The organism is Rhodoferax sp. AJA081-3 (assembly GCF_017798165.1).
Taxonomy (GTDB): domain Bacteria; phylum Pseudomonadota; class Gammaproteobacteria; order Burkholderiales; family Burkholderiaceae_C; genus Allorhodoferax.
On record NZ_CP059068.1, the window covers coordinates 2,867,712 to 2,891,956 of the forward strand.

The following is a 24,245-nucleotide window of genomic DNA, read 5'->3' on the forward strand; positions in this document are numbered from 1 at the left end:
TCCAGTTACAGGGGACGGTTGGCGTCCGGATCGGGGGCGCGCAGTTGTGGGGCCAGGAGGACCAGGTTGGCCACGGGCCACAGCACCGCTTCGGCCACCGGCGCCAGCAGCATCATCCAGCCCGGGAAGGTGCCTCCATTGAACATGCGCACGGCCAGCTCCACCGCATGGGCCACGGCAAACAGCGGAAAAACTTGCGCCGCCTGCGAGGGCACCGAGAACCACAACAAGCGACGGTGCACAGTGATGGCAAAAAAGCTCAGCACGGTGTAGGCCATGGCGTGCTGGCCCAGCAGACCGCCCTGGTGCACATCCATCAACAAACCAAACACAAAAGCGCCGCCAATGCTGACACGCAGTGGCTGGTGCACCGTCCAGAATACGAGCACGACGGCCAACACGTCGGGTGTCCACGCGGCACGGCCCCACAGGCCCATGTTCTGCAGCATGTTGACCAGCATGGCGGCGATCAGGCTGCCCCAGATGAAGAAAGGGTTGGCGGGCAGCAGCAGCTGCTGGCCGGGGCGCATGATCATCGGGAGGCTCCGCGTCGGGGTACAACCGCAGGCACATCGGCTGCCGGGCGGGCGGGGATTTGTGCGTTGGTTGGCTCCAGCACCAGCACATGCCCAGCGCCGGCCACCATGGCCAAGGGCACACAGTAGATGCGGGCAAATACGGCATCCACCCGGCGCTCAATCTTCTCGATCCGGGCAACGGGCAAGCCCGGTGGATAAACACCATCCACACCGCTGGTGGTCAACAAATCGCCCTCGGCCACATCCGCATTGGCAGCCATGAAACGCAGCTCCATGGCATCTACATGCAATGACACATCACCAAAGGCCACACCCCGCGCACCGGTGCGGGTGTTCAGCACGGGGATGGCATGGTCACGGTCGGTGATGAGTGTTACCTCGCTGACCAGCGGGTAGACACGGGTCACCTGGCCCAGCACACCGGACTCGTCCAGCACCGGCGAGCCCAAGGCGATCTTGTCTGCCATACCCTTGTCGATGATGACCTTGCGGCTGTAGGGATCGGCCGCGTCATAAATCACCTGCGCGGCAACGGACGGAGACTGCAGGCGTTCGCGCAAGCCCAGTGCCTTGCGCAGGCGCTCGTTCTCCAGCGACAACTGCTCCACCTGGTTGGCGCGCTGCGATTGCAGGCTGTGTTTGCGCAAAACCTCTTGCTGTGCAGTCTGCGCCGCCGTCAACGACGAAAAATACTGGCTGGCGTGCTGGAAGACCAGCACCGGGCGCATGGCCAGCCACTGCGCGGGGTACAACACGGTGGCGAGCACCACCCGCAGGGGCTGCATGACCTTGAACCGCGCGTCCGCGACCATGAGGAAAAAGGCCAGTGCACTGCACACGGCCAATTTCGACAGGGCCGATGGGCCCTGCCGGAAGAAGGGGGGAGGATCTCTGTCCAGCGTACCTAATGGCATCGCTGTGTCCGGTTATTTATTCGCTGGTGAAAATGGAGCCCAGACGCTCCATCTGCTCCAGCGCGATGCCGCAACCGCGCACCACACAGGTCAGTGGGTCTTCGGCCACCAGCACCGGCAGCCCGGTTTCTTCGGCCAGCAGGCGGTCCAGGTCGCGCAACAGCGCGCCACCACCGGTCAACATCATGCCGCGGTCGGCAATGTCTGCACCCAGTTCGGGGGGCGTTTGTTCCAGCGCGTTTTTGACGGCTGAGACGATGTTGTTCAGCGGGTCGGTCAGGGCTTCCAGGATTTCGTTGGACGAGATCGTGAAGCTGCGGGGCACGCCTTCGGACAGGTTGCGTCCGCGTACTTCCATTTCCTTGACTTCCGAGCCAGGGAAGGCCGAGCCGATTTGTTTCTTGATGGACTCCGCGGTGGGCTCACCAATCAGCATGCCGTAGTTGCGGCGGATGTAGTTGATGATGGCTTCGTCAAACTTGTCGCCACCGACACGGACCGAGCCCTTGTAGACCATGCCGCCCAACGAGATGACGCCAACTTCGGTGGTACCACCACCAATGTCCACGACCATGGAGCCGCTGGCTTCCGATACGGGCAGACCGGCGCCGATGGCCGCAGCCATGGGTTCTTCGATCAGGTACACATCACTGGCACCGGCGCCCAGTGCCGATTCGCGGATGGCTCGGCGCTCGACCTGGGTGGAGCCGCAGGGCACACAAATGATGATGCGGGGGCTGGGGCGGAAAATGCCACGCGGATGCACCATCTTGATGAATTGCTTGAGCATCTGCTCGGTCACCGTGAAGTCGGCAATCACGCCGTCTTTCATGGGGCGGATGGCTTCAATGTTGCCGGGAACCTTGCCCAACATGGCCTTGGCTTCTTTGCCGACGGCCTGAATGGTTTTTTTGCCCTGAGGACCACCTTCGTGGCGGATGGCGACGACCGAGGGTTCGTCCAGAACAATGCCCTGACCGCGTACAAAAATCAGGGTATTGGCCGTGCCCAAGTCAATGGCCAGGTCGGTGGAGAAGTACCGACGGAAAGATCCAAACATTACATATCCTCTCGGGCACGGGAAGCGCTTCGGCCCCCATCACCACGGTTTTTGCGTTAAAAAGTCGTAAGTTTGGCGTCAATATTGGTGACTTTGCAGCACCCACGCCAAAGACGGGATAATAACCGATTGCCTTTGTACACCCCTCTCTAAACTGAGCCATTGGCACCGAATTACCTTTGGTTTCAACCCAACACGCACCATGTCACTGACATCTACTGATATTGCCCGTATTGCCAATCTGGCACGCTTGGAACTAGCGCCCTCAGAAAGTGAGCGCATGCTGACCCAAATGAATGGCTTTTTCGACATCGTGGAGCAAATGCGCGCCGTGGACACCACGGGCATTGAGCCCCTGGCCCACCCGGTGGTGGCCCTGTCGGACTTTGCCTTGCGTTTGCGTGATGACGTGGCCAGCGAGCCCAACCAGCGCGAGGCCAACCAGCGCAGCGCACCGGCGGTCGAAAACGGCCTGTTTCTGGTGCCAAAGGTGATTGAGTAATTTTGCAGAACACACGATGACGACGACACCCTCCTCCCCATCTTCCCCAGACCTGCACGACCAAAGCGTGCACGCCCTGACCCAGGCCCTGCGCGACAAAAAAGTGTCCGCAGTCGAGCTGGCCCAGCATTTCCTGGACCGCAGCGCCGCCCACGCCAACCTGGGCGCCTTTGTGGCCGTGGATGCCGACACCACGCTGGCCCAGGCCCGCGCCGCCGATGCGCGTCTTGCGAATGGCACGGCAGGTTCGCTGGAAGGCCTGCCCATGGCGCACAAAGACATCTTTGTGACCAAAGACTTCGTCACCACTGCCGGTTCGCGCATGCTGAAAACCTACCGCTCGCCGTTTGACGCGACCGTGGTGGCCAAGCTGGCCGCACAGGGTGTGGTCACGCTGGGCAAGCTCAATTGCGACGAGTTCGCCATGGGCTCCAGCAATGAGAACTCGGCCATTGCCGCAGTGGGCCACGACAAGGTCGAGCCGGTTCGCAACCCGTGGGACACGACCCGTATTCCCGGCGGCTCCTCGGGTGGCAGTGCCACCGCCGTGGCCGCACGCCTGGCCCCTGCAGCCACTGGCACCGACACCGGCGGCTCCATCCGCCAGCCAGCTTCGTTCTGCGGTATCACCGGCATCAAACCCACCTATGGACGCGCGTCGCGCTACGGCATGGTTGCGTTTGCCTCCAGCCTGGACCAGGCCGGCCCCATGGCCCGCTCCGCACAGGATTGCGCGCTGCTGTTGTCGGCCATGTGTGGCCCGGACCTGGACCGTGACTCGACCTCTATCGATGTACCTGCCGAAGACTATTCGCTGAAACTCAATGACTCCCTTGAAGGTCTGCGCATTGGCATACCGAAGGAGTTTTTTGGCGAAGGGCTGTCTGTCGATGTGCGCAGCGCCATTGGCGCGGCGCTGAAGGAATACGAAAAACTGGGCGCCAAGCTGGTGCCCATCACACTGCCGCGCACCCAGCTGTCCATCCCCGTCTACTACATCATTGCGCCGGCCGAAGCCAGCTCGAATCTGAGTCGCTTTGACGGTGTGAAGTTCGGCCACCGCGCGGACAAGTTCACCGACCTGGCCGACATGTACAAGAAGACCCGCGCAGAAGGTTTTGGCGACGAGGTCAAGCGCCGCATCATGATCGGCACCTACGTTTTATCCCACGGTTATTACGACGCCTACTACCTGCAAGCGCAAAAAATCCGCCGCATGATTGCCGACGACTTCCAGAATGCGTTCAAGGACTGCGACGTGATAGCCGGCCCGGTGGCCCCCACCGTGGCGTGGAAGATTGGCGAAAAATCCGACGACCCGGTGGCCAACTACCTGGCTGACATTTTCACGCTGCCCGGCTCGCTGGCCGGTCTGCCCGGCATGAGCATTCCCGTGGGCTTTGGTGCCGGCGGCATGCCGGTGGGCATGCAGTTGCTGGGCAATTATTTCCAGGAGTCGCGCCTGCTCAATGCCGCGCACCGCTTCCAGCAAGCGACGGACTTCCACGCCGCCCGCCCCGCAGGATTTTGATATGAGTGAGACCGTGAACACATTTGAAGCACAACAACAGGGCCGCCCAACCGGCCCGCTGGTGCAGGGGTACGAAGTCATCATCGGCTTCGAGACACACGCCCAGTTGTCCACCACCAGCAAGATCTTCAGCCGCGCCGCCACAGCCTTTGGTGCCGAGCCCAATACCCAGGCCTGCGCCGTGGACCTGGCCCTGCCCGGTACGCTGCCGGTGATGAACAAGGGCGCCGTGCAACGCGCCATCGAATTCGGTTTGGCCATTGGCTCACACATTGCGCCCAAGAGCATTTTTGCCCGCAAGAATTATTTCTATCCTGACCTACCCAAGGGTTACCAGATCAGCCAGTTCGAGATCCCGGTGGTGCAAGGCGGCGCGGTGGAATTCTTCATGCCCGAAGTCAAGGGTGTGGCCGAGAAAAAAACCGTGCGCCTGGTGCGCGCCCACCTGGAAGAAGACGCCGGCAAATCGCTGCACGAAGACTTCATTGGCCAGACCGGCATCGACCTGAACCGCGCCGGCACACCGCTCTTGGAGATCGTCACCGAGCCCGATATGCGCTCCAGCGCAGAGGCCGTGGCCTACGCCAAAGAGCTACACAAGATCGTGACCTGGATCGGCATCTGCGACGGCAATATGCAAGAGGGTTCCTTCCGCTGCGACGCCAATGTGTCGGTGCGCAAACCTGGCCAGCCGCTGGGCACACGGCGTGAGATCAAGAACCTGAACAGCTTCAAGTTCATGCAACAGGCCATCGACTACGAGGTGCGCTGGCAAATCGAGCAGATTGAAGACGGCAAAGAGATCGAGCAAGCCACCGTGTTATTCAATCCGGACACCGGCGAGACACGCGCCATGCGCACCAAGGAAGACGCCGCCGACTACCGTTACTTCCCTGACCCGGATTTGCCACCGCTATATATTTCGGAGCAATGGATCCAGGAAATACGGGGGCTGATGGCCGAATTGCCTCGTGTCATGTCGGAACGCTTTGTTCGCGACTATGGTCTGCCCGAATACGATGCCACGCAGCTGACGCAGAGCAAGACGATTGCGGGCTACTTTGAGGCAACCGCCAACGCCTGCGGCCAGCCCAAACTCGCCAGCAACTGGATCATGGGTGAAGTTTCACGCCGCCTGAACACCGAAGACCTGGCCATCGAAGCCGCGCCGGTGAAAGCTGCGCAACTGGCCGCCTTGATTGGCCGCATCGCCGATAGCACGGTATCCAACAACGCCGCCAAGCAGGTGTTTGAGGCGCTGTGGTCCTGCGAGGGCTCCGACGTGGACGCCATCATCGATGCCAAGGGCCTGAAACAGATGAACGACACCGGCGCCCTGGAAGCCATCGTGGATGAGGTGATCGCCGCCAATGCCAAAAACGTGGCCGAATTCAAGGCTGGCAACGAGAAGGCGCTCAACGCCCTGGTGGGTCAGATCATGAAGGCCAGCAAGGGCAAGGCCAATCCACAACAGGTCAACGACCTGTTGCGCAGCAAGCTAGGCTAACGACTCGCCGCCGCGGTCGGCGCATTCAAGGCCCAGAGCTGGCGCAGGCGCACCAGCTCGTCGTCAAAGCGTGCATTCACCCGCTTGATCTCGCCATCCTGCTCACCGATAAAACGGCGCTGCACCGTCTGACTCTGGGCATTTTCTTCCAACTGGCGGCGCAGGTAGGCCGGTGCCGTGGCGGGGTCCTTCTTGTAGAACTCCATTTCCTGGTCAATGGCCACGCGCTGCTTGATCAGCTCATCCAGCCGGGTTTTGGCGGCCTGTATCACCACGCCAATCTGGGCCAGCGCCTGCGCGCGCTCCTGGTCATGGACACCCTTGTTGGGGTAACGCGTCAGCAAGGCGCGGTCCCGGCGTTTCTCGTCAATGGCGCGGTTGCGCTCTTCAATCTCCCGGCGTTCTTTTTGCTCCAGCTCCGCACGCTCGGCCGCCGTCAGGCTGGGGCCAACCTTGGCCTTGACCGTGCCACTGGGGTTGAGCACCTTTTGCTCGCGGTCCGTGCATTCGGGGATGGGGCGGTCTGCGGTGAGTTTGCGGCCTTTGGCATCCACACAGGTGTAGACGCCAGGAATAACGGCCTGCGCCCAGGCAGCGGTGCAGATCACCGTAGCGATGCCAGTACCCACACCGGCGCGAACCCACTTACGCAAAGTCATGTTTATCCTTCGTCAACACCGTACCGCTCCCGGTAGGCCTGCACCTGTTGGTGCGCCTGTGCCAAACCTGCTCCGCTGTGACCCGCCAGATACTGCATCAAATCGCTGAGCTTCGCAATCGAACTTACCTTTAGCCCCAATTGGCGCTGCACAAACTGCACCGCACTGTAGGGCACGTCCTGGCCGTTTTCAGTCGCTTTCTCCTGGCGGTCCAGTGCAATCAGCACACCATGGGGCGTGGCACCCGCAGCCTGGATGATGGCGATGGATTCGCGGGTGGCGGTGCCGGCGGACATCACATCGTCCACGATCAGCACACGGCCCTTGAGTGGTGCGCCCACCAGAGTGCCACCCTCGCCATGGTCCTTGGCTTCCTTGCGGTTGTAGGCAAAAGGCACATTACGGCCCAGCCGGGCCAGCTCCACCGACAGGGCCGCACCCAGCGGAATACCCTTGTAGGCGGGGCCAAAAACCATGTCGAACTCCATGCCGCTGGCCAGCAGGCGCTGGGCATAGAATCCAGCCAAACGCCCCAGCTTGGCTCCGTCGTCAAACAGGCCCGCGTTGAAGAAGTAGGGGCTCATGCGACCCGCCTTGGTCTTGAATTCACCAAAGCGCAGCACCCCGCACTCCACGGCAAACTGCACAAACTCCTGGGCCAACGGATCGAGATTCGACATGAAAAATTCCTTGTTTAAGTTAACCAGTCTCAACCTCAATGGCATTCGCTCTGCCACCAGCAAAGGGCTGGAGGCCTGGCTGCACCAGGCCGCGCCCGATTGTATTTGTGTGCAAGAGGTCAAGGCCCAGGCTAACGATGTGGCGGGCAAGTTTGAGTCCCTGGCCGGGCTCAAGGGCTACTTTCACTTTGCCGAGAAAAAAGGCTACTCGGGCGTGGCCGCCTACACACGGCTGGAGCCCAGCGACGTGATCGTCGGTTTTGACGGTGGCGAATTTGATGGAGAAGGCCGTTATGTGGAGCTGCGTTTTGACACCCCCACACGCAAACACTCGGTCATCAGCTCCTACTTTCCCAGCGGTTCGTCGGGCGAAGACCGGCAGCAGGCCAAGTTCCGCTTTCTGGACAAGATGTACCCCCATCTGCAGGCGCTCAAGGCCCAGCGCGACTTCATTTTGTGCGGCGACATCAACATTGCCCACAAAGAGGCCGATCTGAAAAACTGGCGCAGCAACCAGAAGAACAGTGGCTTCACCCCCGAAGAGCGCGCCTGGGTGACCAAGCTGACGACGGAAGGCGGCATCGTCGATGTGTACCGCCAACTGGAGCCCGACACCACCGACGCCTGCTACACATGGTGGAGCAACCGGGGCCAGGCCTATGCCAACAACGTGGGGTGGCGGCTGGACTACCACCTGGCCACACCCGCCATGGCAGCTGGCGCCCGCACGGTGGACATCTACAAGGGTGAGAAGTTCTCTGACCATGCACCCATCACCATAGGCTACGACTGGAGTTAACGCTGCCGGGCTCGTTCTGCGGGAAAGGCGATGCTGCGCTCCACCCAGGTCCTCAGGCGCAGGGCGGTCGCATCGTTTTGTTTGGCCAGGTGGGTTATCAGGGCGTCGTCACGCATGTGCAGGTGTGCGGGCCGGCCCATCATCTCCAGGCGTTCGGGGTAGGTAATGGCCAATACGCGGGTGTTCAGCACCGTACCCAATATGGTCTGCACGTCTGTCAGGCGAATCCATCGCCAGCCTGCACCGTCCTCCAGTACATGTACGGTGGTGCCTTTGAACACGTAATGCTGACCATGCACCGGCAGCCACACACTGGACCGCAGCGCCTGGCGCAGCAGGGCCACCAGGTTGATCAGTGGGCGCGCCACCAGTGCGCCATACAGCGGTGAGACAAACAGCACGATCCATTTGTCGGTCCAATACCCCAAGGCCAGATACGCACCCGTGCACAGCAGAAGCTGTACCGCAGGGTGGTTCAGCCATTGCGGCATGGCTACCGTGCGCGGGCGCGCTCAAACAATTGCATGACCTTGGGTAGATTGGCCTCAATATCCGCGATGCGGCGTGTACCCGCCGGGTGGGTGGACAGCCATTGCGGCGGCGCGTTTTTATTGGCCGCGCCCATCTTTTGCCACAGTGTGACACCCGCGCGCGGGTTGTAACCCGCTCGCGCTGCCAGCTCCATGCCGACCAGGTCGGCCTCGGATTCGTCGTCGCGGCTGAACTCCAGTGTCAGCAGGTTGGCGCCGCCGCTGGCGATGCCGTCGGTGATGCGCGAATCGATCCCAAAATAGCTGGAGGCCAGCGCGCCCGCCAGCCGGGCAATGCCATGGGTGGCCGCACTTTTGCCCATGCGTTCGCGGGCGTGTTCACGCAGGGCATGGGCAATTTCGTGGCCCATAACCATGGCAACCTCATCGTCGCTGAGCTGCAGCTTTTCCAATATGCCGGTGTAAAAAACAATCTTGCCCCCGGGCATACAAAAGGCATTGATCTGGCTGGAGCCGATCAGGTTGACCTCCCACTGCCAACCGCGGGCGCGGGGGTTCCAGTCCAGCGCGAACGGAATGATTTTTTGGGCAATACCGCGCAAGCGCTGCAGTTGGGCATTGTCCTTGGGGGCCAGTGCCCGCTTTTCATCCGCCTGGCTGAGCAGTTGCAGGTATTGCTTAGAAGCTGACCGTTCCACCTCTTCGGCCGGCACCAGCTTGGTAAACGCGGAGTTGCCCCCCACATCCACCCCTTCACGGGCCAGCGCCGATGGTGCCGCTGCGGACAACGCCAAGGCCCCAACGAGCAGGGCTGGACCAAAGATCGGCCGGGTAAACCCGCCGGCATGTTTGCGTTCAGAACCGATTGTCATAACGGTATTATTCCTCCATGACCACTCCAACGCCCAGCACCACCCCATCGGCCGACAAGCCTACCTGGCTTGCCACCCTCAAGGTGTACCTGGAGCCAGCCTCGCTGCGCATGTTGTCGCTGGGGTTCTCGGCCGGCCTGCCTTTGCTGCTGGTGTTTGGAACCCTGAGCTTCTGGCTGCGCGAGGCCGGTATTGACCGTACCACGATTGGTTATTTGAGCTGGGTGGGCCTGGCCTATGGCTTTAAGTGGGTGTGGTCTCCGCTGGTGGACCGCATGCCGCTACCGCTGTTGACGCGCCTGCTGGGCCGCCGGCGCAGCTGGCTGCTGTTCGCGCAGGCTGTGATCATGGCGGGTTTGGTGTGCATGGCGTTTACCGACCCCCGGATGGCCTTGTTACCCGTGGTGTGGTGCGCCATTGCCGTGGCCTTTGGGTCTGCCACACAAGACATTGCGCTGGATGCCTTTCGCATTGAATCGGCCGACACCGAACGCCAGGCAGCCTTGTCTGCCACCTACCAGACCGGTTACCGCCTGGCCATGATCTGGGCTGGCGCCGGTGCACTGTGGATTGCGGCGCGGGCCGAAGTGCCCGCCGAGGTTGCAGGGGTCGTGGCGGGCTACCAACACGGCGCCTGGCAAACGGCCTACCTGGTCATGGCGGCCAGCATGTTGCCCGGCGTGTTGACTGTATTGTTCTCTCCGGAACCGGCCCACAAACCTATTCCGCCGGCCAAAAACGCGGCCGATTGGTTGCGCAGCGCCGTCGTGGAGCCCTTCACCGAGTTTCTGCGGCGTTATGGCATACACGCGGTGTTGATTTTGGCCCTGATAGCGACCTACCGCATCAGCGATGTGGTGATGGGCATCATGGCCAACCCGTTTTATGTGGATATGGGGTTCACCAAGGACGAGGTGGCCGCAGTCACCAAGATCTACGGCGTGGTCATGACTTTGGTGGGCGCCTTTGTAGGTGGCGCCATGGCCATGCGGTTAGGCGTGATGCGGGTATTGATGCTGGGTGCGGTCCTGAGCGCGGCGACCAATCTGATGTTTGCTTGGCTGGCCGGTCGTGGCCATGACGTGCAGGCGCTGATATTTGTGATCTCTGCGGACAACCTGGCCAGCGGCATCGCCTCGGCGGCGTTCATCGCTTACCTGTCCTCGCTGACCAATGTGAACTACTCGGCGACCCAGTACGCCATGTTCAGCTCCATGATGCTGCTCTTGCCCAAATTTGTGGCCGGTTATTCGGGTGCTTTTGTGGACCACTTTGGTTATGCCAGCTTCTTTACGGCCACGTCGATGCTGGGTGTGCCGGTGCTGGGCCTGGTGTGGTGGGCATCCAAAGCAAAATTAGCCTCTAGCCCCCGTCCAATAAGCTCATATAGCTCCTAATTTTATAGCATTTCGGCTCCTGGTTTACCAAACTTTACAGGTGCTTCAGGTGCCACGCACACGCGCTTCGACACGCGGCGATAGACTCGCCGCATGAGCCAACACCTGTTGATGATCGAAGACGACGCCCGCCTGGCGGCCATGGTGGCGCAGTACCTGGAGCAATCCGGTTTTGTGGTCAGTTCTGCGGGCGACGGTGCGGCAGGGCTTGCGGCACTCAATAACCCCGTCAAGGCAAGCTCCACCGATCTGGTCATCCTGGACCTGATGCTGCCCGACATGGATGGCCTGGAGGTGTGCCGACGCATCCGCGCACTGCCCTCCAGCCTGTCCCAGGTTCCCGTCCTGATGCTGACTGCCAAAGGCGACGCCATGGACCGCATCATTGGCCTGGAAATTGGTGCGGATGACTACCTGCCCAAACCCTTCGAACCGCGCGAACTGCTGGCCCGCATACGCGCCGTGCTGCGCCGCCGGGTGGAGGGCCCCGCCACCGACAACATGACACTGCGCTTCGGCGCATTGGAGATTGACCGCGATGCGCGCCGTGTGTCCGTAAGCGGCGCACTGTGCGAGCTGACCTCTTACCAGTTTGACCTGCTGGTGGCCCTGGCCGAGCGGGCAGGACGGGTGCTCACGCGAGACCAGATCATGGAAGCCGTACGCGGGCGCGAGCTGGATGCCTTTGACCGCTCAATTGATGTACACATGGGCCGCATACGGGCAGCCATCGAGGCGGACCCCAAATCCCCGAAACGGATTCTGACCGTGCGTGGCGTGGGTTACGTGTTTGCCCGTCAGCAAGATTGATGCACCGCCTCTATATCCGCATCTGGCTGGCCGTTGTTTTGGCCGTTGCCGTGCTCACGCTGCTGGTTGGGTGGGCGTGGCGCATGGCCTCGGACCCGCCCTTGCGCGAAGTTGTGGCCCGCAACCAGGCCGGCGAAGTGATTGGCCAGGGGCGCGCACGTTTGGGGCGGTCTCCCAATTCACCGGGTTGGGTCATGCCGCCCAAGCAGCCGCCGGATGCCAACGCGGATGCCGACGGTCCATCCGAGCCCGCCAGCAGCACCGACGACACACCGCGTGAACCCCGTGGCCGGTATGGCCCAGGGCCCGAGTTTGATGTTCGTATGCAGGACGGGCAGACCATATCGATCCACATGCCGCGTGCGCGACAGTCGCAGTGGCGTGCGCCATTTGGATTTTTTTGGACACTGGGTTTGGTCGGCGTAGCCGTGGCCCTGGCAACCTACCCCATCGTGCGGCGCCTGACCCGCCGGCTAGAGGCCCTGCAGCGCAGCGTGCAGCAGTGGGGCGATGGTGACTTGAGCGCACGGGTGCCGGTGGGCGGCAAAGACGAGGTGGGCTTTCTGGCCACCCGCTTCAACCATGCCGCGCAGCAAGTAGAAACCCTGGTCAAGACCCGTGACGCCTTGTTGGCATCCCAAAAATCCCTGCTCGCCAATGCGTCCCACGAGTTGCGTTCACCGTTGACCCGTATCCGCATGGGCCTGGAGTTTTTGGGTAACCCGTCTGACCCGGCAGTGAACCGGGCGAAAGACGAGATCACCCGCAATATCCAGGAACTGGACCAACTGATCGACGAAATATTACTGGCCAGCCGCCTGGACGCCAAAGAGGCCGACCTGGGCAGCATTGAACCCGTGGATTTGCTGGGTTTGGCGGCCGAAGAATGTGCACGCACCGGCGCCACGCTGGATGCCGATCCAGCGTGCGGAGCGCTGGTGGTCCCGGGGGTTAACAAGCTGCTACGCCGCGCAGTGCGCAATTTGCTCGAAAACGCGGGGCGCCATGCCAAGGGAGCAGCCACCCTGACGCTGGCCCAGGATGGCAGTTTTGCAGTCATTCGCGTGTGCGACAGGGGTCCGGGTGTGCCCCAAGCCTTTCGTGAGCGTATCTTCGAACCCTTCTACCGCCTGCCAGGCGCATCGGAGCGTGACGGCGGGGTTGGGCTGGGGTTGGCACTGGTCAAGTCCATAACACTGCGCCATGGCGGCACGGTGGTATGCAAAGACAACCCCGCCGGTGGCGCCTGTTTTGAGATTCGCTTGCCACAAGGCGCTGCCGCGGTCTAGTGGATCCGTCCATCTGGACGAAAGACAGGCCAAATGCGGCTTTTCTGAAAGAACCCCACAAACAGGGGATACCGGTATTCATCCCGCTCCCCTACAGTTGAACCCACTGCTGTCACAGTTAAGCGAAAAAAGCTTGGCATAGCCCCAGAAGTCGGGCGGCCTGCAAAGAATCCAACGACGTCCCTCTCGGGGGACTTTTACAAAGCCACCCTAGGGTGGCTTTTTTTTCGCCGATACACCGCTAGCCAGTTTGGGTAACCGTTGTGTTTGCGCCACCTGTTACCAGACAGCGTCACCATCCTGACCAAAGCGTCAAAATTATTTAACACAAATTTAGACGGGAATCTACGCCCTTTAGGGGTGCATCCCGTTATTTTTTATCACTTTTTGAGTGCCTGGGTCCGTCCAAATTTGTGCAGCGCAACAAACCCACACAGATTTGATGTTTTGACGCAACACGTTGTTACTAAATGGTAACGAACAGGGTTGACCCGACTGCAAAGCAATGTGTTTCCTAAGTAAAGTTGCAGGTCGTTTATCAAATTCTTGGAGTTAATTCCTTATGAGCAAATATTTGCCTCAATCCCCCCTATGGAGGCGTACCGCTGTCGCGGCAGCTGCAGGTTTGCTGCTGGCTGCGGGCGCGGTTCATGCGCAACAAAGCGCTGGATCCATCAACGTGCGTGCCAGCAAAGGCGCATCCATCGTTATTGAAAACAAGTCTATTGGCGTCTCCCGCCAGTTGAAGGCCAATGATGACGGCGCCGCTCAGGTGTCTCAGTTGCCTTCCGGTACCTATACCGTGACTGTCACCAATGCCAACGGCACCACAGACACCCGTACGGTGGACGTGCAAGCCGGTCAAGGCGCTGACGCTTACTTTGGTTCTTTGCAGACTGTGGTGGTGACTGGCTCGGCCAATCGCTCTTTGGACGTCAAGTCCACCGAGTCGAACCAGACCCTGACCAAGGCCACCATCGACCGCATTCCCGTGATCAAGGACGTGACCGCAGTGACCCTGCTGGCCCCTGGCGCGGTTGAAGGCGATGGCCGTATCGGTCAAACCGGCTCACGCGGCGGTAATGTGCCCTCCCTGGGCGGCGCGTCTCCTGCTGAAAACGCGTATTACATCAACGGTTTCAACGTTACCAACATCGTTAACGGTGTGGCGTTCAACCAGATTCCTTTTGAAGCCATTGGCGAGCACCAGGTCAAGACCGGTGGTTATGGTGCCGAGTTCGGCCGTTCTTTGGGTGGCGTGATCAGCGTCAACACCAAGCGCGGTACCAATGAGTTCAAGGGCGGCATCAGCGCAAGCTACGCCCCCGAAGCTTGGCGCGGCTCTTCCGTTTATTCGGAGCGCAATGCAGCTGGCGTCTGGGAACTGAAAAACCGTCCAGGCGGAACCACCGAGACCAAGGTCAACGTGTGGGGCAGTGGCGCCCTGATCAAGGACGAACTGTTCTTCTTCGGTATCGTGGAAGGCAACAACAAGACCACCAATACCTACGGCAGCGATCTGCAGACCGACCTGACCAACACATCGCCCAACTACCTGGTCAAGCTGGACTGGAACATCAACAAGAGCAACTTGTTGGAATTGACCGCATTCAGCGACAAGTCCGTCGACAACATCAACACCTATCGCTCGCCCGTCAAGTACCAAACGCCGCGCGGCGCGTACGTCGGTAACGAGTCCTACACCAACGGTGGCCAAAACACCATCCTGAAATGGACCAGCTGGATCACCGACGATTTCAATATCTCGGCCCTGTATGGCCGCGGCGAATACTCCCGTTCGTCCGATGTGTCTTCTGCTGCTTGCCCTATCGTGCGTGACCAGCGCGTTGCGCCCCGCCTGAACCTGGGTTGCGGTACCGTTCTGTCGGTGACCGATCCTGGTGCTAACGACAAGCGTGAAGCCTTCCGTCTGGATGGTGAATACACCTTGGGCAATCATCAGATCCGCGCCGGTCTGGACGTGGAAAAGTACACCGTGGTGGACGGCACAGCCTACTCCGGCGGCACCCTGTACCGCATCTTCAACCTGAGCGCCACGGGCCAACTGGCCAATGGTTACAGGAATACAACGGGCGCTGCATTCCCCTACGTGGAAACACGTACGTTCAAGAACGGTGGTACCTTCCTGACCAAGAACTCCGCTTGGTACGTCGAAGACAACTACCAGGTCACCAAGGACATTCTGGTTAACGCCGGTATCCGTAATGAGCAGTTCACGAACAACAACGCGGATGGCGTGCCGTTCATCGACATCAAGAACACCTGGGCTCCCCGCTTTGGCGCATCTTGGGACGTGTCGGGCAACGGCGACCTGAAGGTCTACGGTAACCTGGGCCGTTACTTCATTCCCGTGTACTCCAACACCAACGTCCGTTTGGCTGGCTCTGAGACCAACTACCAAGAGTTCTACACCTATGGTGGCAGCATTGGTGCAGCGCCCCAGCAGTTGCCTCTGATGGGTGCCCAACTGGGTTCACGTCTGACACTCAGCAATGGTGCAACGCCTGACCCCAAGACCGTGGTGGATCCAGACATCAAGCCCATGCACCAGGATGAGCTGATTTTGGGCTTCCAAAAGGCCTTGGCCAGCAACTGGTCGGTGGGTGTGAAGTACACCCACCGCAAGTTGCGCGACGCCATGGATGACGTTTGCGAAGGCGACGCTCCAGCAGCATGGGCGCTGAAGAACGGCTACACCGCAGCACAGGCTGCAGCCATTGGTGACGCGATTGCCCACTGCTTCTTGTACAACGCTGGCCGTGACCTGAAGGCCAATGTGGACCTGAACGGCACCGGTCAACTGACCACTCTGACCATCCCCGCATCTGCGCTGGGACTGCCAGAGGCAGAGCGCCTGTATGACGCGGTTGAAATCAGCTTCGAGCGCGCATGGGACAAGAAGTGGAGCTTCCAGGGTTCTTACGTGTATGCACGTAGCCGCGGCAACACCGAAGGTTATGTCAAGTCCGACATCGGACAAGACGACGCCGGTATCAGCCAGGACTTCGACCACCCCGGTCTGATGGAAGGCGCCCACGGTGACCTGCCAAATGACCGCCAGCACACCATCAAGATGTTTGGCTCTTACGCGCTGAACAACGAATGGCGTATCGGTGGTAGCTTGGTTGCCCGTAGCGGTCGTCCAAAGAACTGCTTCGGTTACTACAACGGCACCTTGGACACAACCTCCATCCAGTACGGTTCGTCTTCGTTCTACTGCAATGGCCAACCTACACCACGCGGCTCGCAAGGCCGTCTGGACTGGTCGAAGGAAGTCAACCTGCAAGCCACCTACACACCAGGCTGGCAAAAGGGCTTGACCTTCACGGTTGATGCATTGAACATCTTCAATGAGCGCGCTGTGCGTGCTATTGAAGAGCGTGGCGAAGTGGCATTGCGCTCGCCCGATCCAATCTACGGCCAGCCCGTGGCTGACAGCATCCAGAAGCCACGTCAGTTCCGTCTGACAGGCTCCTACGAGTTCTAATCTGCGCAAGTAGACTGTTACTCAGCAAAAAGGCCACCTTCGGGTGGCCTTTTTTTCGTCTGGACGTTGTTGCAGTTGGTGCGGCGCAGCGAGGCAGACCATTGGCCAAAATGGCCTACAGCCCCCGTGAAATATGATTGAATTGCTACAATATCGGTAGCAAAGAAGACTACCCTTCAGTCCAGAATACAGGCACTTTGGGTTTGAGGGGCCACCGTCCGCAAGGGCGGAATAGCCTGGGCACATTGCGCCACTGCCTTGGGGCAACGTGTGCGGAATACACAACCAGACGGCTGGTTGATGGGCGACGGCAAATCGCCTTGCAGAAGCTGCAGGGTCTTGCCCCGCTCGATACGCGGATCGGGAATCGGTATGGCCGCCAGCAGCGCCTGTGTGTAGGGGTGGTGGGGCGTGTCGTACAGCGCGTGTTTGTGCGCCACTTCCATGGCACGGCCCAAGTACATCACCATGACACGCTGGCTGATGTGTTTGACCACGGCCAGGTCGTGTGCAATAAATACCAGAGCCAATCCCATCTCTGCCTGCAACTCCTTGAGCAGGTTGATGATCTGGGCCTGGATCGAGACGTCCAGTGCAGACACGGGTTCGTCACAAATCACCACTTGCGGCTTCAATATCAAGGCTCTGGCTATGCCAATACGTTGGCACTGACCACCCGAAAATTCATGGGGATAGCGGTTGATCTGTTGCGCGGTCAGCCCCACGCGCAGCATCATGGCCAGCACGCGTTCGTTGTACTGTGCGCTGCTCAATTCAGGGCAATGGGTGCGCAGGGGTTCACCAATGATCTGCGCCACCGTCATGCGCGGGTCCAGCGAGGCCAGAGGGTCTTGAAAAATCATTTGCACGGCTTTGCGCTTGGCTTGCCACGCCGCAGGGCTAGCGCCACGCATCTCGTCACCATGCCACTTGACGCTGCCATCGGTGATGGGCACGAGGTTGAGCAGCGCACGGGCCAGGGTGGATTTGCCACAGCCCGACTCGCCCACAATGCCTAACGTCTCGCCGGCATGCAAGTCAAACGACACACCGTCCACGGCCTTGAGTGCGCGCGTGGCTGTCCAGGGCCAAGCACTCTCACCCCGAATCTCGAAGTGAACCCGCAGGTCTCTCACCGATAACAATGCCAGGCCGGTTTCTGCGATGGCGACGCTCATGCTGCGACTCCTTGTTCGGCCTTCAGGCGTTGCAGGTTTTGCGTCACGGTTTCGATGTTCAGGTGGCAGGCGCGCAACACATGTTCGTCGTGCGCGGCCGGGGCCAATACAGGACGAGCCGTGCCGCATTGCGGCAACGCCATCACGCAGCGTTCAGTGAATGGGCAACCCACCGGCAGTTTGGCCATATTGGGTGGCGCACCGGGAATGGCCAGCATCGGCGCATCTCCACCTTCCAGGCGCGGCACGGCGGCCAACAAACCAGCGGTGTAGGGATGGGACGGCTTGTAGAAGATCGCCTCTGCACTCGCCTGCTCCATGACCTGGCCACCGTACAACACCATGACCTCGTCGCACAAACCGGCGACTACGCCCAGGTCGTGGGTGATCATCACAATGGCCGTGCCAAAGTCGCGCTGTAACTCCCGCATCAAGATCAGGATCTGAGCCTGCACCGTCACATCCAGGGCGGTGGTAGGTTCGTCCGCAATCAGTACATCGGGTTCGCAGAGCAGCGACATCGCAATCATCACGCGCTGGCGCATGCCACCCGAAAACTCGTGCGGGTACATGGTGATGCGGCGCGCGGCCTCGGGCATCTTGACCGCGTCCAGCGCCTGCACGGCCTTGGTGCGGGCGTCTTTGCGGCTCATGCCTTTGTGGAACTCCAGCACCTCGGTCATCTGCCGCTCTATCGTCAAATACGGGTTGAGCGAGGTCATGGGGTCCTGAAAAATCATCGCCACGCGGTTGCCACGGATGCGGTTCAAGTCTTTGGTTGGCATGCTGATCAGGTCTTGCCCCTGGTACAACACCTGGCCGGTGGCCTGGCCGTTGATGGCCAGCAGGCCCATCATGGCCAGCATGGATTGGCTCTTGCCCGAGCCGCTTTCACCCACAATGCCCAAGGTCTCGCCGCGGTTCAGCGTGAAGTTGATCCCGTTGACGGCACTGACCACACCGTCGGGCGTTTGAAACTGCACGCCCAGCTGTTTGACTTCCAATAAATGCATGGTGGTTTAGCGTTCCTTGGGGTCCAGCGCGTCACGCAAGCCGTCGCCAATGAAGTTGAAGCAATACAGAGTGATGGACAACAAGGCAGCGGGAAACAGCAGGATCCACGGCGTGGCTTCCATGGTCTTGGCGCCGTCCTGTATCAGTACACCCCAGCTGGTCATGGGCTCCTGGATGCCCAGCCCCAAAAAGGACAACACCGACTCGGTCAGGATGACACCCGGCACGGTGACGGTGGTGTAAATCACCACTACGCCCAGCAGATTGGGCACGATGTGCCGGAAGATGATGCGGGGTGTTGACACACCAATGGATCGGGCTGCCTCGACATATTCCCTGGAGCGCAAAGAGAGCGTTTGCCCGCGCACCACACGCGCCATATCCATCCACGAGAAGACGGTGATGGTCAGCACCACCAGATAAAACTCGCGGCCCAAAATGGTCACCAGCAAAATGGCGATCAGCAGGTAGGGGATGGCATACATCATGTCGACGATGCGCATCATGAACGCATCCACCTTGCCGCCGACAAAACCGGCAGTCGCACCCCAGATGATGCCCAGCGTTACCGAAGTCAGGGTGGCCAGCAGCCCTACGGTCAGCGATATACGTCCGCCTATCAGGCAACGCACCAACAGGTCACGGCCTGCATCGTCCGTACCCCAGAAGTGTGAATTGGTGAAGGTGGGCGCAATACTCATCGCATCCCAGTCGGCGCTATCAAACGCGTGGGGCAAGACCCAGGGCCCCAGCACACAGGCCAGACAAATCACGGACAAAATGACCAGGCTGATCACGGCAGCGCGATTGCGCAGGAAGCGCCGGCGCGCGTCCGACCACAGGCTGCGGCCACCGGCCAGCGCAGCACCTTGCAGTGCGGCGGCGTCAGCCACTTTGGCCACCAGGCCAGAGGTTTCTTGGGGAGTCAACATAGGGGAATCAGTAACGAATCTTGGGGTCCAACCAGGCATAGGCCAGGTCCACCAACAGATTCAGTGTCACGGTCAGCACGGTGATCAGCACCACCAGGCCCAGCACCAGGGTGTAGTCACGATTGCCTGCGCCGTTCACGATCAGCTTGCCCAGGCCAGGCAAGGAGAACACCGTCTCTGTCACCAAGGCCGAAGTGATGGATGAGATGGCCAGGGGGCCAAGCACCGACACCACGGGCAAGAGTGCCGGCTTGAGCGCATGGCGCATCACCACCACCCGCGTGGGCAAGCCTTTGGCACGCGCGGTGCGAATGAAGTTGCTGTGCATGACCTCGATCAGGCTGCCGCGCATGACACGGCCTATGGTGGACACGTTGATGATGGTCAAGAGCGCAATCGGCAGCACCAGGAAGCGCGGTTCGAAGTTGTTCCAACCACCGGCGGGCAACCACTTCAAGCCCAGTGCGAAGATGATGATCAACACCGGTCCCAGCACAAAGCTGGGAACCGCACTGCCCATATTGCCCAGCAGCATCACAAAGTGGTCCACCATGCTGTTCTGGCGCAGCGCGGCAAATATACCCAGGCCAACACCCACCACCACGGCAACCAGCATGGCAATGCCACCAATGGCCAGGGACACTGGCAGGGCAGCCGCCACGAGATCATTAACCGACCAATCCGCGTAACGGAAGGATGCGCCCAGGTCGCCCTGCAACAGGCCCTTCAGGTACAGCAGGTACTGTTGCCACAGCGGCAGGTCCAGGTGGTACTTGGCCTGCAGATTGGCCAGTACGGCGGCCGAAACCTTGCGGTCACTGTCAAACGGACCGCCCGGTGTGGCATGCAGCAGCAGGTAACAGACCGTGATGACCACAAACACGGTGGGAATGGCCGCAAGCACGCGGCGCAGGGTGTAAGACCACATCGCCTAAGCCCCTCAGTGCTTGATGATGTAGAAGTCTTTGCTGCGGTAGTGGTCTTGCGGGTTCAGCTCGGAATAACCGCCGACATAGGACTTGACCAGCCGCGGCAAGGAGTACTGCACCAGGGGGATGATGGGGTAGCCGTCCATGATCTTCTTGGAGGCTTCGGTCAGCAAAGCCTTGCGTTTGGCGGGGTCGGTCTGCTGGGTACCTTTCTGGATCAGGGCTTCGGCGTCGCGGTCGCAATAGAAGTTGGTGTTCTGGTCCGAATCACAGCGCACCAGGGCCAGGAAGGTGGTGGCGTCGTTGTAGTCGGCCAGCCAGCCGTTGCGAGCAATCTGGAAGGCGCCGTCGTGGCGCTTCTTGGCCAGCACCTTGAACTCCATGGTCTCGGTTTCCATGATGATGCCGAGTTTGGTCTTCCACTCCGAGGCCACAAACACGGCCATCTTCTTGTGGTATTCGCTGGTGTTGTACGAGAAGCTGTACTTGGTGCCGGGTTTCACGCCCGCTTGCTCCAGCAGTTTCTTGGCCTCGGCCACCTTCTTGTCCATGGGCCAGGTTGCCCACTCGTAGGGCGTGGGGTCTGCACCCACCACACCGTTGACGATCAGGCTGTAGGCCGGCGGCTGGCCGTCGGCTGTGACACGTTTGGACAAGATCTCGCGGTCAATCACCATGGACAAGGCCTTGCGCACCCGCACGTCTTTAAACGCGGGGTCCTTGGTCTGGTAGTCGTAATAACGCACGCCAATGATGGCCTGGTTTTTCAGTTCCTTGGGGTATTGCGCCTTGTACTTGTCAAACACGCCGGGAGGCATTTGGTAAACGTAGTCGGTCTCGCCCGATTCCCACAGTTTGATGTCTGCAAACTGGTCTTCGATAGGCAGGTAGGTCACCTTGGTGAGCTGCACGTTGGCGGCATCCCAGTACTGGGGGTTTTTCTCCACCACGATGCGGTTGTTGACCTGCCAGTCTTTCAGTACATACGCGCCATTACCCACCATATTGCCGGGCTTGACCCAGTCCTTGCCCCATTTTTCGACGGTGGCTTTGTGTACCGGGCCCAGTTGGGTATTGCTCACCAGCTCAGGTACAAAGGCCGTGGGGTCCTGCGTCTTGATTTCCAAAGTGTGTTTGTCCAGAGCCTTGACGCCGACCTCGCTGGGCGGCTTCTTGCCCTGGGCGACGGCCAGGCCATTCAGCAAAAAGACGCCGAATGTCGCTGCGTAGGGTGACGCGGTCTTGGGGTCCACAAACCGGCGAATACCGTACACAAAATCTTCTGCGACGACGGGGTCTCCATTGGAGAATTTAGCATTGGTGCGCAGCTTGAACACCCAGGTGGTGGGGCTGGTTTGTTTCCAGCTCTCGGCCACGCCGGGCACGGTCTTGCCCGTGGTGTCGGTTGCCGTCAATCCTTCAAACAGGTCTCGCAGAATCTGGTTGGCCGGCACGGTTTCTGCCACCGCGGGGTCCATGCTTTCGGGCTCGGAGCCATTGCTGCGCACAAAGTGCTGGGTGGGATGCAGCTGCGTGCCGGGCGGGATGATGGCCGCTTGGCTGGGGCCGGTCCATACCGAAATCAAGGCCGCTGCGGCCGTCAGTGCGATGCGCAATTGCATGGTGTTCCAATTCTTTCGGGGCCCGATGGGGTTCGTTGTGCAAACGCCAGGCGGGCCTCCCGGGTTGCAGATAAGCAGGGCGAGAGGGGTGCAGCATTGTAAAGGCTGCACCCAGGTCTTCATTGGGCGGGCAGCTTGCTGGTGTCAATGTCCACATAGCGCCAAAACCCACGGGACGTGGGGTGGCGGCGGTACCCCACCAACCAGGGCTGAACCATATCGGTGCGGATGCGGTGGGTGTTGAACTTGTAGGGCATATAAGCCACCAAGATCTTGACCATTTTTTGCATGATGGCTATGCGTTCGGGGCCATCCGGCATGACAACTTGCTGGCGGTAGAGCTTGTCGTATTCATCATTCTGAAAGGCTGCCAGATTGCCCTCAAACCTTTGCGGACCGTAGCCGAAGTCTAAAAAATTGCCTCCATCTGGGTTGGTCGCCGAGTTACCCAGACCCCACATCATGACCTTGCCGGCGCGTGCCGACTTCAGGTTTTCAGGCCACTTGGCGGTCTTGAATACGATTTGAATGCCAACCGCAGACATGCTTTTCTTCCACACTTCGTTCAGTTCGCGGTCCGCGGCCGACGGTTGGGTCGAATACTCAAGCACCAGCGGTTTGCCGTCGGGCATGTCGCGCCAGCCATCACCGTCCTTGTCCACATAGCCAAACATGTCCAGCAGCGCCTTGGCGCGGGCTGGGTTGTAGTCGCTCAGCTCGGACTTGAACTTGGGGTCATAACCCCAGGTGTTCGGCGGAATGAGGCCCTGGGCCGCAATGGCCTGGTTGCGCCGGGGCAGGCGAATTTCTTCTTCGGTGTTGTAGGCCAAGCCAATGGCACGCCGCAATGCCACCTTCTCGGTGGAGTTGCCGCCGACTGTGGCGTTTTCCATATTGAAGTAGGAAAAAGTCAGCTCGGGCGCCGCATACCGCTCCATGCGCACACCCTTCTTGACCAGGTTGGGCGCCAGCTTGTTGTTGGGGATCACCTGGTTGGCAAATTGGGCTGGCAAGTACATCAGAAAGTCATGCTCGTTGCCCAAAAAGGACAACCAGCGCGGCTGCACTTCGTCGATGATGGAAATCTCCACCTTGTCCACGATGGGGATGCGTTTACCCTTCATTTGGCGGTAGATTTCCTGCGACAGAGCGTCATCGGCCGGTGGCTCGGCTTCGTAATACTCCTCGCGGAAATTGGGGTTCCGCACAAACGTGATCTTGGAGGACCGGGTCCACTGGTCCAACTTGAACGGGCCTGTTCCTACCGGGTGCTCCATGATCTTGTCGCCGTATTTTTCGACGACTTCGCGTGCCATGACTCCCAGGGTTCCGGGCTGCGCCAGACGGTAAATGAAACGCGGCTGGCTGTCGCCCAGCTTGAATTGAACGGTATAGCGATCCAGCGCACGCAAGCCTTCCACCTCGCTGTCGTAGTTGAAGCGGGCGCCGGGCTTTTCAGCATCTTTGCGCAGGGCATCCATGCCCAGCAGCTTGAGTTCTTCCATATCCGAATAACTCTGGCTTTTGGTCTTGGGGTCAAAGATCCGTTTAAATGTATATACAAAATCATGCGCGGTCAGTTCACGCTTCTTGCCACCAAAGGCGGGGTCGTCTGAAAAGTAGATGCCGGGCTTTACCTTAACCGTGAAGGTCTTGAAGTCATCACTAATGACCGGCATACCGTCCGCCACATTGGGCACCACCTTGGCGGGCCGCGCCAAATAGTCATAGCGGTACAGCGCGTCAAACATATTCGCCGTAGCGGTGCTGGAGTAGTAGTCAGAAATCTGCGCGGGGTCAAAACCCGTCTCGGCAATTTCAAACGCGTAGCGCAACACTTTCTCGGCCTGGGTCTTGCTAGCCGTGTCCCCATGGGCACCAAAACCCCAGCACAACACCGCCAAGGCCACCCCAATTTTTCCTAAACCCATAGTCACCCTCATACAAACACCTATGCCTAAAGCAAAACCGACAAGCATAATCCGCGCCTTGCCCTTTTGCATCAGCATTTA

General features: G+C 60.0%; 21 protein-coding genes. 8 read left to right on the forward strand and 13 right to left on the reverse strand.

All coding sequences use genetic code 11. The features are described from left to right. Nucleotides 1-5: 5 nt before the first annotated feature. Genes mreD through HZ993_RS13510 form a run of 3 tightly spaced genes read right to left on the reverse strand, consistent with a single transcriptional unit; the run spans nt 6 to nt 2,513 of the window. On the reverse strand, nt 6-536 hold the full coding sequence (gene mreD, locus HZ993_RS13500; protein WP_209393261.1) for a rod shape-determining protein MreD: 531 nt from the start codon (nt 534-536) through the stop codon (nt 6-8). Then, nucleotides 533-1,453 carry a rod shape-determining protein MreC gene (mreC, locus tag HZ993_RS13505; RefSeq protein WP_209393262.1) on the reverse strand — a complete coding sequence of 307 codons (921 nt, stop codon included), beginning with the start codon at nt 1,451-1,453 and terminating at the stop codon, nt 533-535. Before mreC ends, mreD begins: the two co-directional genes overlap by 4 nt. Nucleotides 1,454-1,469: 16 nt before the next feature. Beyond that, nucleotides 1,470-2,513: a rod shape-determining protein gene (locus HZ993_RS13510; RefSeq protein ID WP_209393263.1), complete on the reverse strand. Its 1,044-nt coding sequence runs from the start codon at nt 2,511-2,513 to the stop codon at nt 1,470-1,472. A gap of 202 nt (nt 2,514-2,715) precedes the next feature. Between HZ993_RS13510 and gatC the strand changes: the two genes are divergently transcribed. The 3 genes from gatC to gatB are packed head-to-tail and all read left to right on the forward strand — an operon-like array spanning nt 2,716 to nt 6,053. Further along, nucleotides 2,716-3,015 (forward strand): Asp-tRNA(Asn)/Glu-tRNA(Gln) amidotransferase subunit GatC, encoded by a 300-nt coding sequence (gene gatC, locus HZ993_RS13515; protein WP_209393264.1) that lies wholly within the window; start codon nt 2,716-2,718, stop codon nt 3,013-3,015. Nucleotides 3,016-3,031: 16 nt separating this feature from the next. Further along, entirely contained in the window at nt 3,032-4,546 is a 1,515-nt protein-coding gene (gene gatA, locus HZ993_RS13520) for an Asp-tRNA(Asn)/Glu-tRNA(Gln) amidotransferase subunit GatA (RefSeq protein WP_209393265.1), read from the forward strand. A 1-nt stretch (nt 4,547) separates the two neighbouring features. Next, on the forward strand, nt 4,548-6,053 hold the full coding sequence (gatB, locus tag HZ993_RS13525) for an Asp-tRNA(Asn)/Glu-tRNA(Gln) amidotransferase subunit GatB (RefSeq protein ID WP_209393266.1): 1,506 nt from the start codon (nt 4,548-4,550) through the stop codon (nt 6,051-6,053). On the opposite strand, the gene HZ993_RS13530 is transcribed toward gatB, so the two are convergent. Then, nucleotides 6,050-6,712, reverse strand: a complete 663-nt coding sequence (locus HZ993_RS13530; protein ID WP_209393267.1) for a DUF4124 domain-containing protein — start codon at nt 6,710-6,712, stop codon at nt 6,050-6,052. The genes gatB and HZ993_RS13530 overlap by 4 nt on opposite strands. A 2-nt stretch (nt 6,713-6,714) precedes the next feature. After that, nucleotides 6,715-7,392: an orotate phosphoribosyltransferase gene (pyrE, locus tag HZ993_RS13535; protein ID WP_209393268.1), complete on the reverse strand. Its 678-nt coding sequence runs from the start codon at nt 7,390-7,392 to the stop codon at nt 6,715-6,717. Between the two features lie 10 nt (nt 7,393-7,402). Between pyrE and HZ993_RS13540 the strand changes: the two genes are divergently transcribed. Then, nucleotides 7,403-8,191, forward strand: coding sequence for an exodeoxyribonuclease III (locus HZ993_RS13540; protein WP_209398463.1), 789 nt, complete (start codon nt 7,403-7,405; stop codon nt 8,189-8,191). Here HZ993_RS13540 and HZ993_RS13545 read toward each other — a convergent pair. Then, the gene (locus HZ993_RS13545) at nt 8,188-8,682 is read right to left on the reverse strand and encodes a hypothetical protein (protein ID WP_209393269.1); all 495 of its coding nucleotides are present in this window, start codon (nt 8,680-8,682) and stop codon (nt 8,188-8,190) included. The two genes, HZ993_RS13540 and HZ993_RS13545, sit on opposite strands and share 4 nt — an antisense overlap. Nucleotides 8,683-8,684: 2 nt before the next feature. Then, the gene (locus HZ993_RS13550) at nt 8,685-9,554 is read right to left on the reverse strand and encodes a M48 family metallopeptidase (RefSeq protein ID WP_209393270.1); all 870 of its coding nucleotides are present in this window, start codon (nt 9,552-9,554) and stop codon (nt 8,685-8,687) included. A gap of 17 nt (nt 9,555-9,571) precedes the next feature. On the opposite strand from HZ993_RS13550, the gene HZ993_RS13555 reads away from it, so the two are divergent. The 4 genes from HZ993_RS13555 to HZ993_RS13570 all read left to right on the forward strand — a co-directional run bounded on the left by HZ993_RS13555 (nt 9,572) and on the right by HZ993_RS13570 (nt 16,558). Next, entirely contained in the window at nt 9,572-10,951 is a 1,380-nt protein-coding gene (locus HZ993_RS13555) for an AmpG family muropeptide MFS transporter (protein ID WP_209393271.1), read from the forward strand. Between the two features lie 93 nt (nt 10,952-11,044). Continuing rightward, nucleotides 11,045-11,761: a response regulator gene (locus HZ993_RS13560; protein WP_209393272.1), complete on the forward strand. Its 717-nt coding sequence runs from the start codon at nt 11,045-11,047 to the stop codon at nt 11,759-11,761. After that, complete coding sequence (locus HZ993_RS13565) at nt 11,761-13,050, forward strand: HAMP domain-containing sensor histidine kinase (protein ID WP_209393273.1); 1,290 nt, start codon at nt 11,761-11,763, stop codon at nt 13,048-13,050. The genes HZ993_RS13560 and HZ993_RS13565 overlap by 1 nt, the downstream gene beginning before the upstream one ends. A gap of 679 nt (nt 13,051-13,729) precedes the next feature. Then, a complete protein-coding gene (locus HZ993_RS13570) occupies nt 13,730-16,558 on the forward strand; it encodes a TonB-dependent receptor (RefSeq protein ID WP_209393274.1) in 2,829 nt (942 codons plus the stop codon). Nucleotides 16,559-16,734: 176 nt separating this feature from the next. Here HZ993_RS13570 and HZ993_RS13575 read toward each other — a convergent pair whose 3' ends face one another. The 6 genes from HZ993_RS13575 to HZ993_RS13600 all read right to left on the reverse strand — a co-directional run bounded on the left by HZ993_RS13575 (nt 16,735) and on the right by HZ993_RS13600 (nt 24,164). After that, nucleotides 16,735-17,736 carry an oligopeptide/dipeptide ABC transporter ATP-binding protein gene (locus tag HZ993_RS13575; RefSeq protein ID WP_209393275.1) on the reverse strand — a complete coding sequence of 334 codons (1,002 nt, stop codon included), beginning with the start codon at nt 17,734-17,736 and terminating at the stop codon, nt 16,735-16,737. Continuing rightward, nucleotides 17,733-18,749, reverse strand: a complete 1,017-nt coding sequence (locus HZ993_RS13580) for an oligopeptide/dipeptide ABC transporter ATP-binding protein (protein ID WP_209393276.1) — start codon at nt 18,747-18,749, stop codon at nt 17,733-17,735. The genes HZ993_RS13575 and HZ993_RS13580 overlap by 4 nt, the downstream gene beginning before the upstream one ends. 6 nt (nt 18,750-18,755) lie before the next feature. After that, a complete protein-coding gene (locus tag HZ993_RS13585; RefSeq protein ID WP_209393277.1) occupies nt 18,756-19,682 on the reverse strand; it encodes an ABC transporter permease subunit in 927 nt (308 codons plus the stop codon). Between the two features lie 7 nt (nt 19,683-19,689). Then, on the reverse strand, nt 19,690-20,610 hold the full coding sequence (gene oppB, locus HZ993_RS13590; RefSeq protein WP_209393278.1) for an oligopeptide ABC transporter permease OppB: 921 nt from the start codon (nt 20,608-20,610) through the stop codon (nt 19,690-19,692). Between the two features lie 12 nt (nt 20,611-20,622). Next, a complete protein-coding gene (locus tag HZ993_RS13595; protein ID WP_209393279.1) occupies nt 20,623-22,233 on the reverse strand; it encodes a peptide ABC transporter substrate-binding protein in 1,611 nt (536 codons plus the stop codon). Nucleotides 22,234-22,352: 119 nt separating this feature from the next. Continuing rightward, the gene (locus HZ993_RS13600; protein WP_209393280.1) at nt 22,353-24,164 is read right to left on the reverse strand and encodes an ABC transporter substrate-binding protein; all 1,812 of its coding nucleotides are present in this window, start codon (nt 24,162-24,164) and stop codon (nt 22,353-22,355) included. Between the last annotated feature and the right edge of the window lie 81 nt (nt 24,165-24,245).

Excerpts from the sequence above, each read along its gene's own strand:
- mreD (WP_209393261.1), bottom strand. The coding sequence starts at position 536 with ATGATCATGCGCCCCGGCCAGCAGCTGCTGCTGCCCGCCAACCCTTTC.
- mreC (WP_209393262.1), bottom strand. The coding sequence starts at position 1,453 with ATGCCATTAGGTACGCTGGACAGAGATCCTCCCCCCTTCTTCCGGCAG.
- HZ993_RS13510 (WP_209393263.1), bottom strand. The coding sequence starts at position 2,513 with ATGTTTGGATCTTTCCGTCGGTACTTCTCCACCGACCTGGCCATTGAC.
- gatC (WP_209393264.1), top strand. The coding sequence starts at position 2,716 with ATGTCACTGACATCTACTGATATTGCCCGTATTGCCAATCTGGCACGC.
- gatA (WP_209393265.1), top strand. The coding sequence starts at position 3,032 with ATGACGACGACACCCTCCTCCCCATCTTCCCCAGACCTGCACGACCAA.
- gatB (WP_209393266.1), top strand. The coding sequence starts at position 4,548 with ATGAGTGAGACCGTGAACACATTTGAAGCACAACAACAGGGCCGCCCA.
- HZ993_RS13530 (WP_209393267.1), bottom strand. The coding sequence starts at position 6,712 with ATGACTTTGCGTAAGTGGGTTCGCGCCGGTGTGGGTACTGGCATCGCT.
- pyrE (WP_209393268.1), bottom strand. The coding sequence starts at position 7,392 with ATGTCGAATCTCGATCCGTTGGCCCAGGAGTTTGTGCAGTTTGCCGTG.
- HZ993_RS13545 (WP_209393269.1), bottom strand. The coding sequence starts at position 8,682 with ATGCCGCAATGGCTGAACCACCCTGCGGTACAGCTTCTGCTGTGCACG.
- HZ993_RS13550 (WP_209393270.1), bottom strand. The coding sequence starts at position 9,554 with ATGACAATCGGTTCTGAACGCAAACATGCCGGCGGGTTTACCCGGCCG.
- HZ993_RS13555 (WP_209393271.1), top strand. The coding sequence starts at position 9,572 with ATGACCACTCCAACGCCCAGCACCACCCCATCGGCCGACAAGCCTACC.
- HZ993_RS13560 (WP_209393272.1), top strand. The coding sequence starts at position 11,045 with ATGAGCCAACACCTGTTGATGATCGAAGACGACGCCCGCCTGGCGGCC.
- HZ993_RS13565 (WP_209393273.1), top strand. The coding sequence starts at position 11,761 with ATGCACCGCCTCTATATCCGCATCTGGCTGGCCGTTGTTTTGGCCGTT.
- HZ993_RS13575 (WP_209393275.1), bottom strand. The coding sequence starts at position 17,736 with ATGAGCGTCGCCATCGCAGAAACCGGCCTGGCATTGTTATCGGTGAGA.
- HZ993_RS13580 (WP_209393276.1), bottom strand. The coding sequence starts at position 18,749 with ATGCATTTATTGGAAGTCAAACAGCTGGGCGTGCAGTTTCAAACGCCC.
- HZ993_RS13585 (WP_209393277.1), bottom strand. The coding sequence starts at position 19,682 with ATGTTGACTCCCCAAGAAACCTCTGGCCTGGTGGCCAAAGTGGCTGAC.
- oppB (WP_209393278.1), bottom strand. The coding sequence starts at position 20,610 with ATGTGGTCTTACACCCTGCGCCGCGTGCTTGCGGCCATTCCCACCGTG.
- HZ993_RS13595 (WP_209393279.1), bottom strand. The coding sequence starts at position 22,233 with ATGCAATTGCGCATCGCACTGACGGCCGCAGCGGCCTTGATTTCGGTA.
- HZ993_RS13600 (WP_209393280.1), bottom strand. The coding sequence starts at position 24,164 with ATGGGTTTAGGAAAAATTGGGGTGGCCTTGGCGGTGTTGTGCTGGGGT.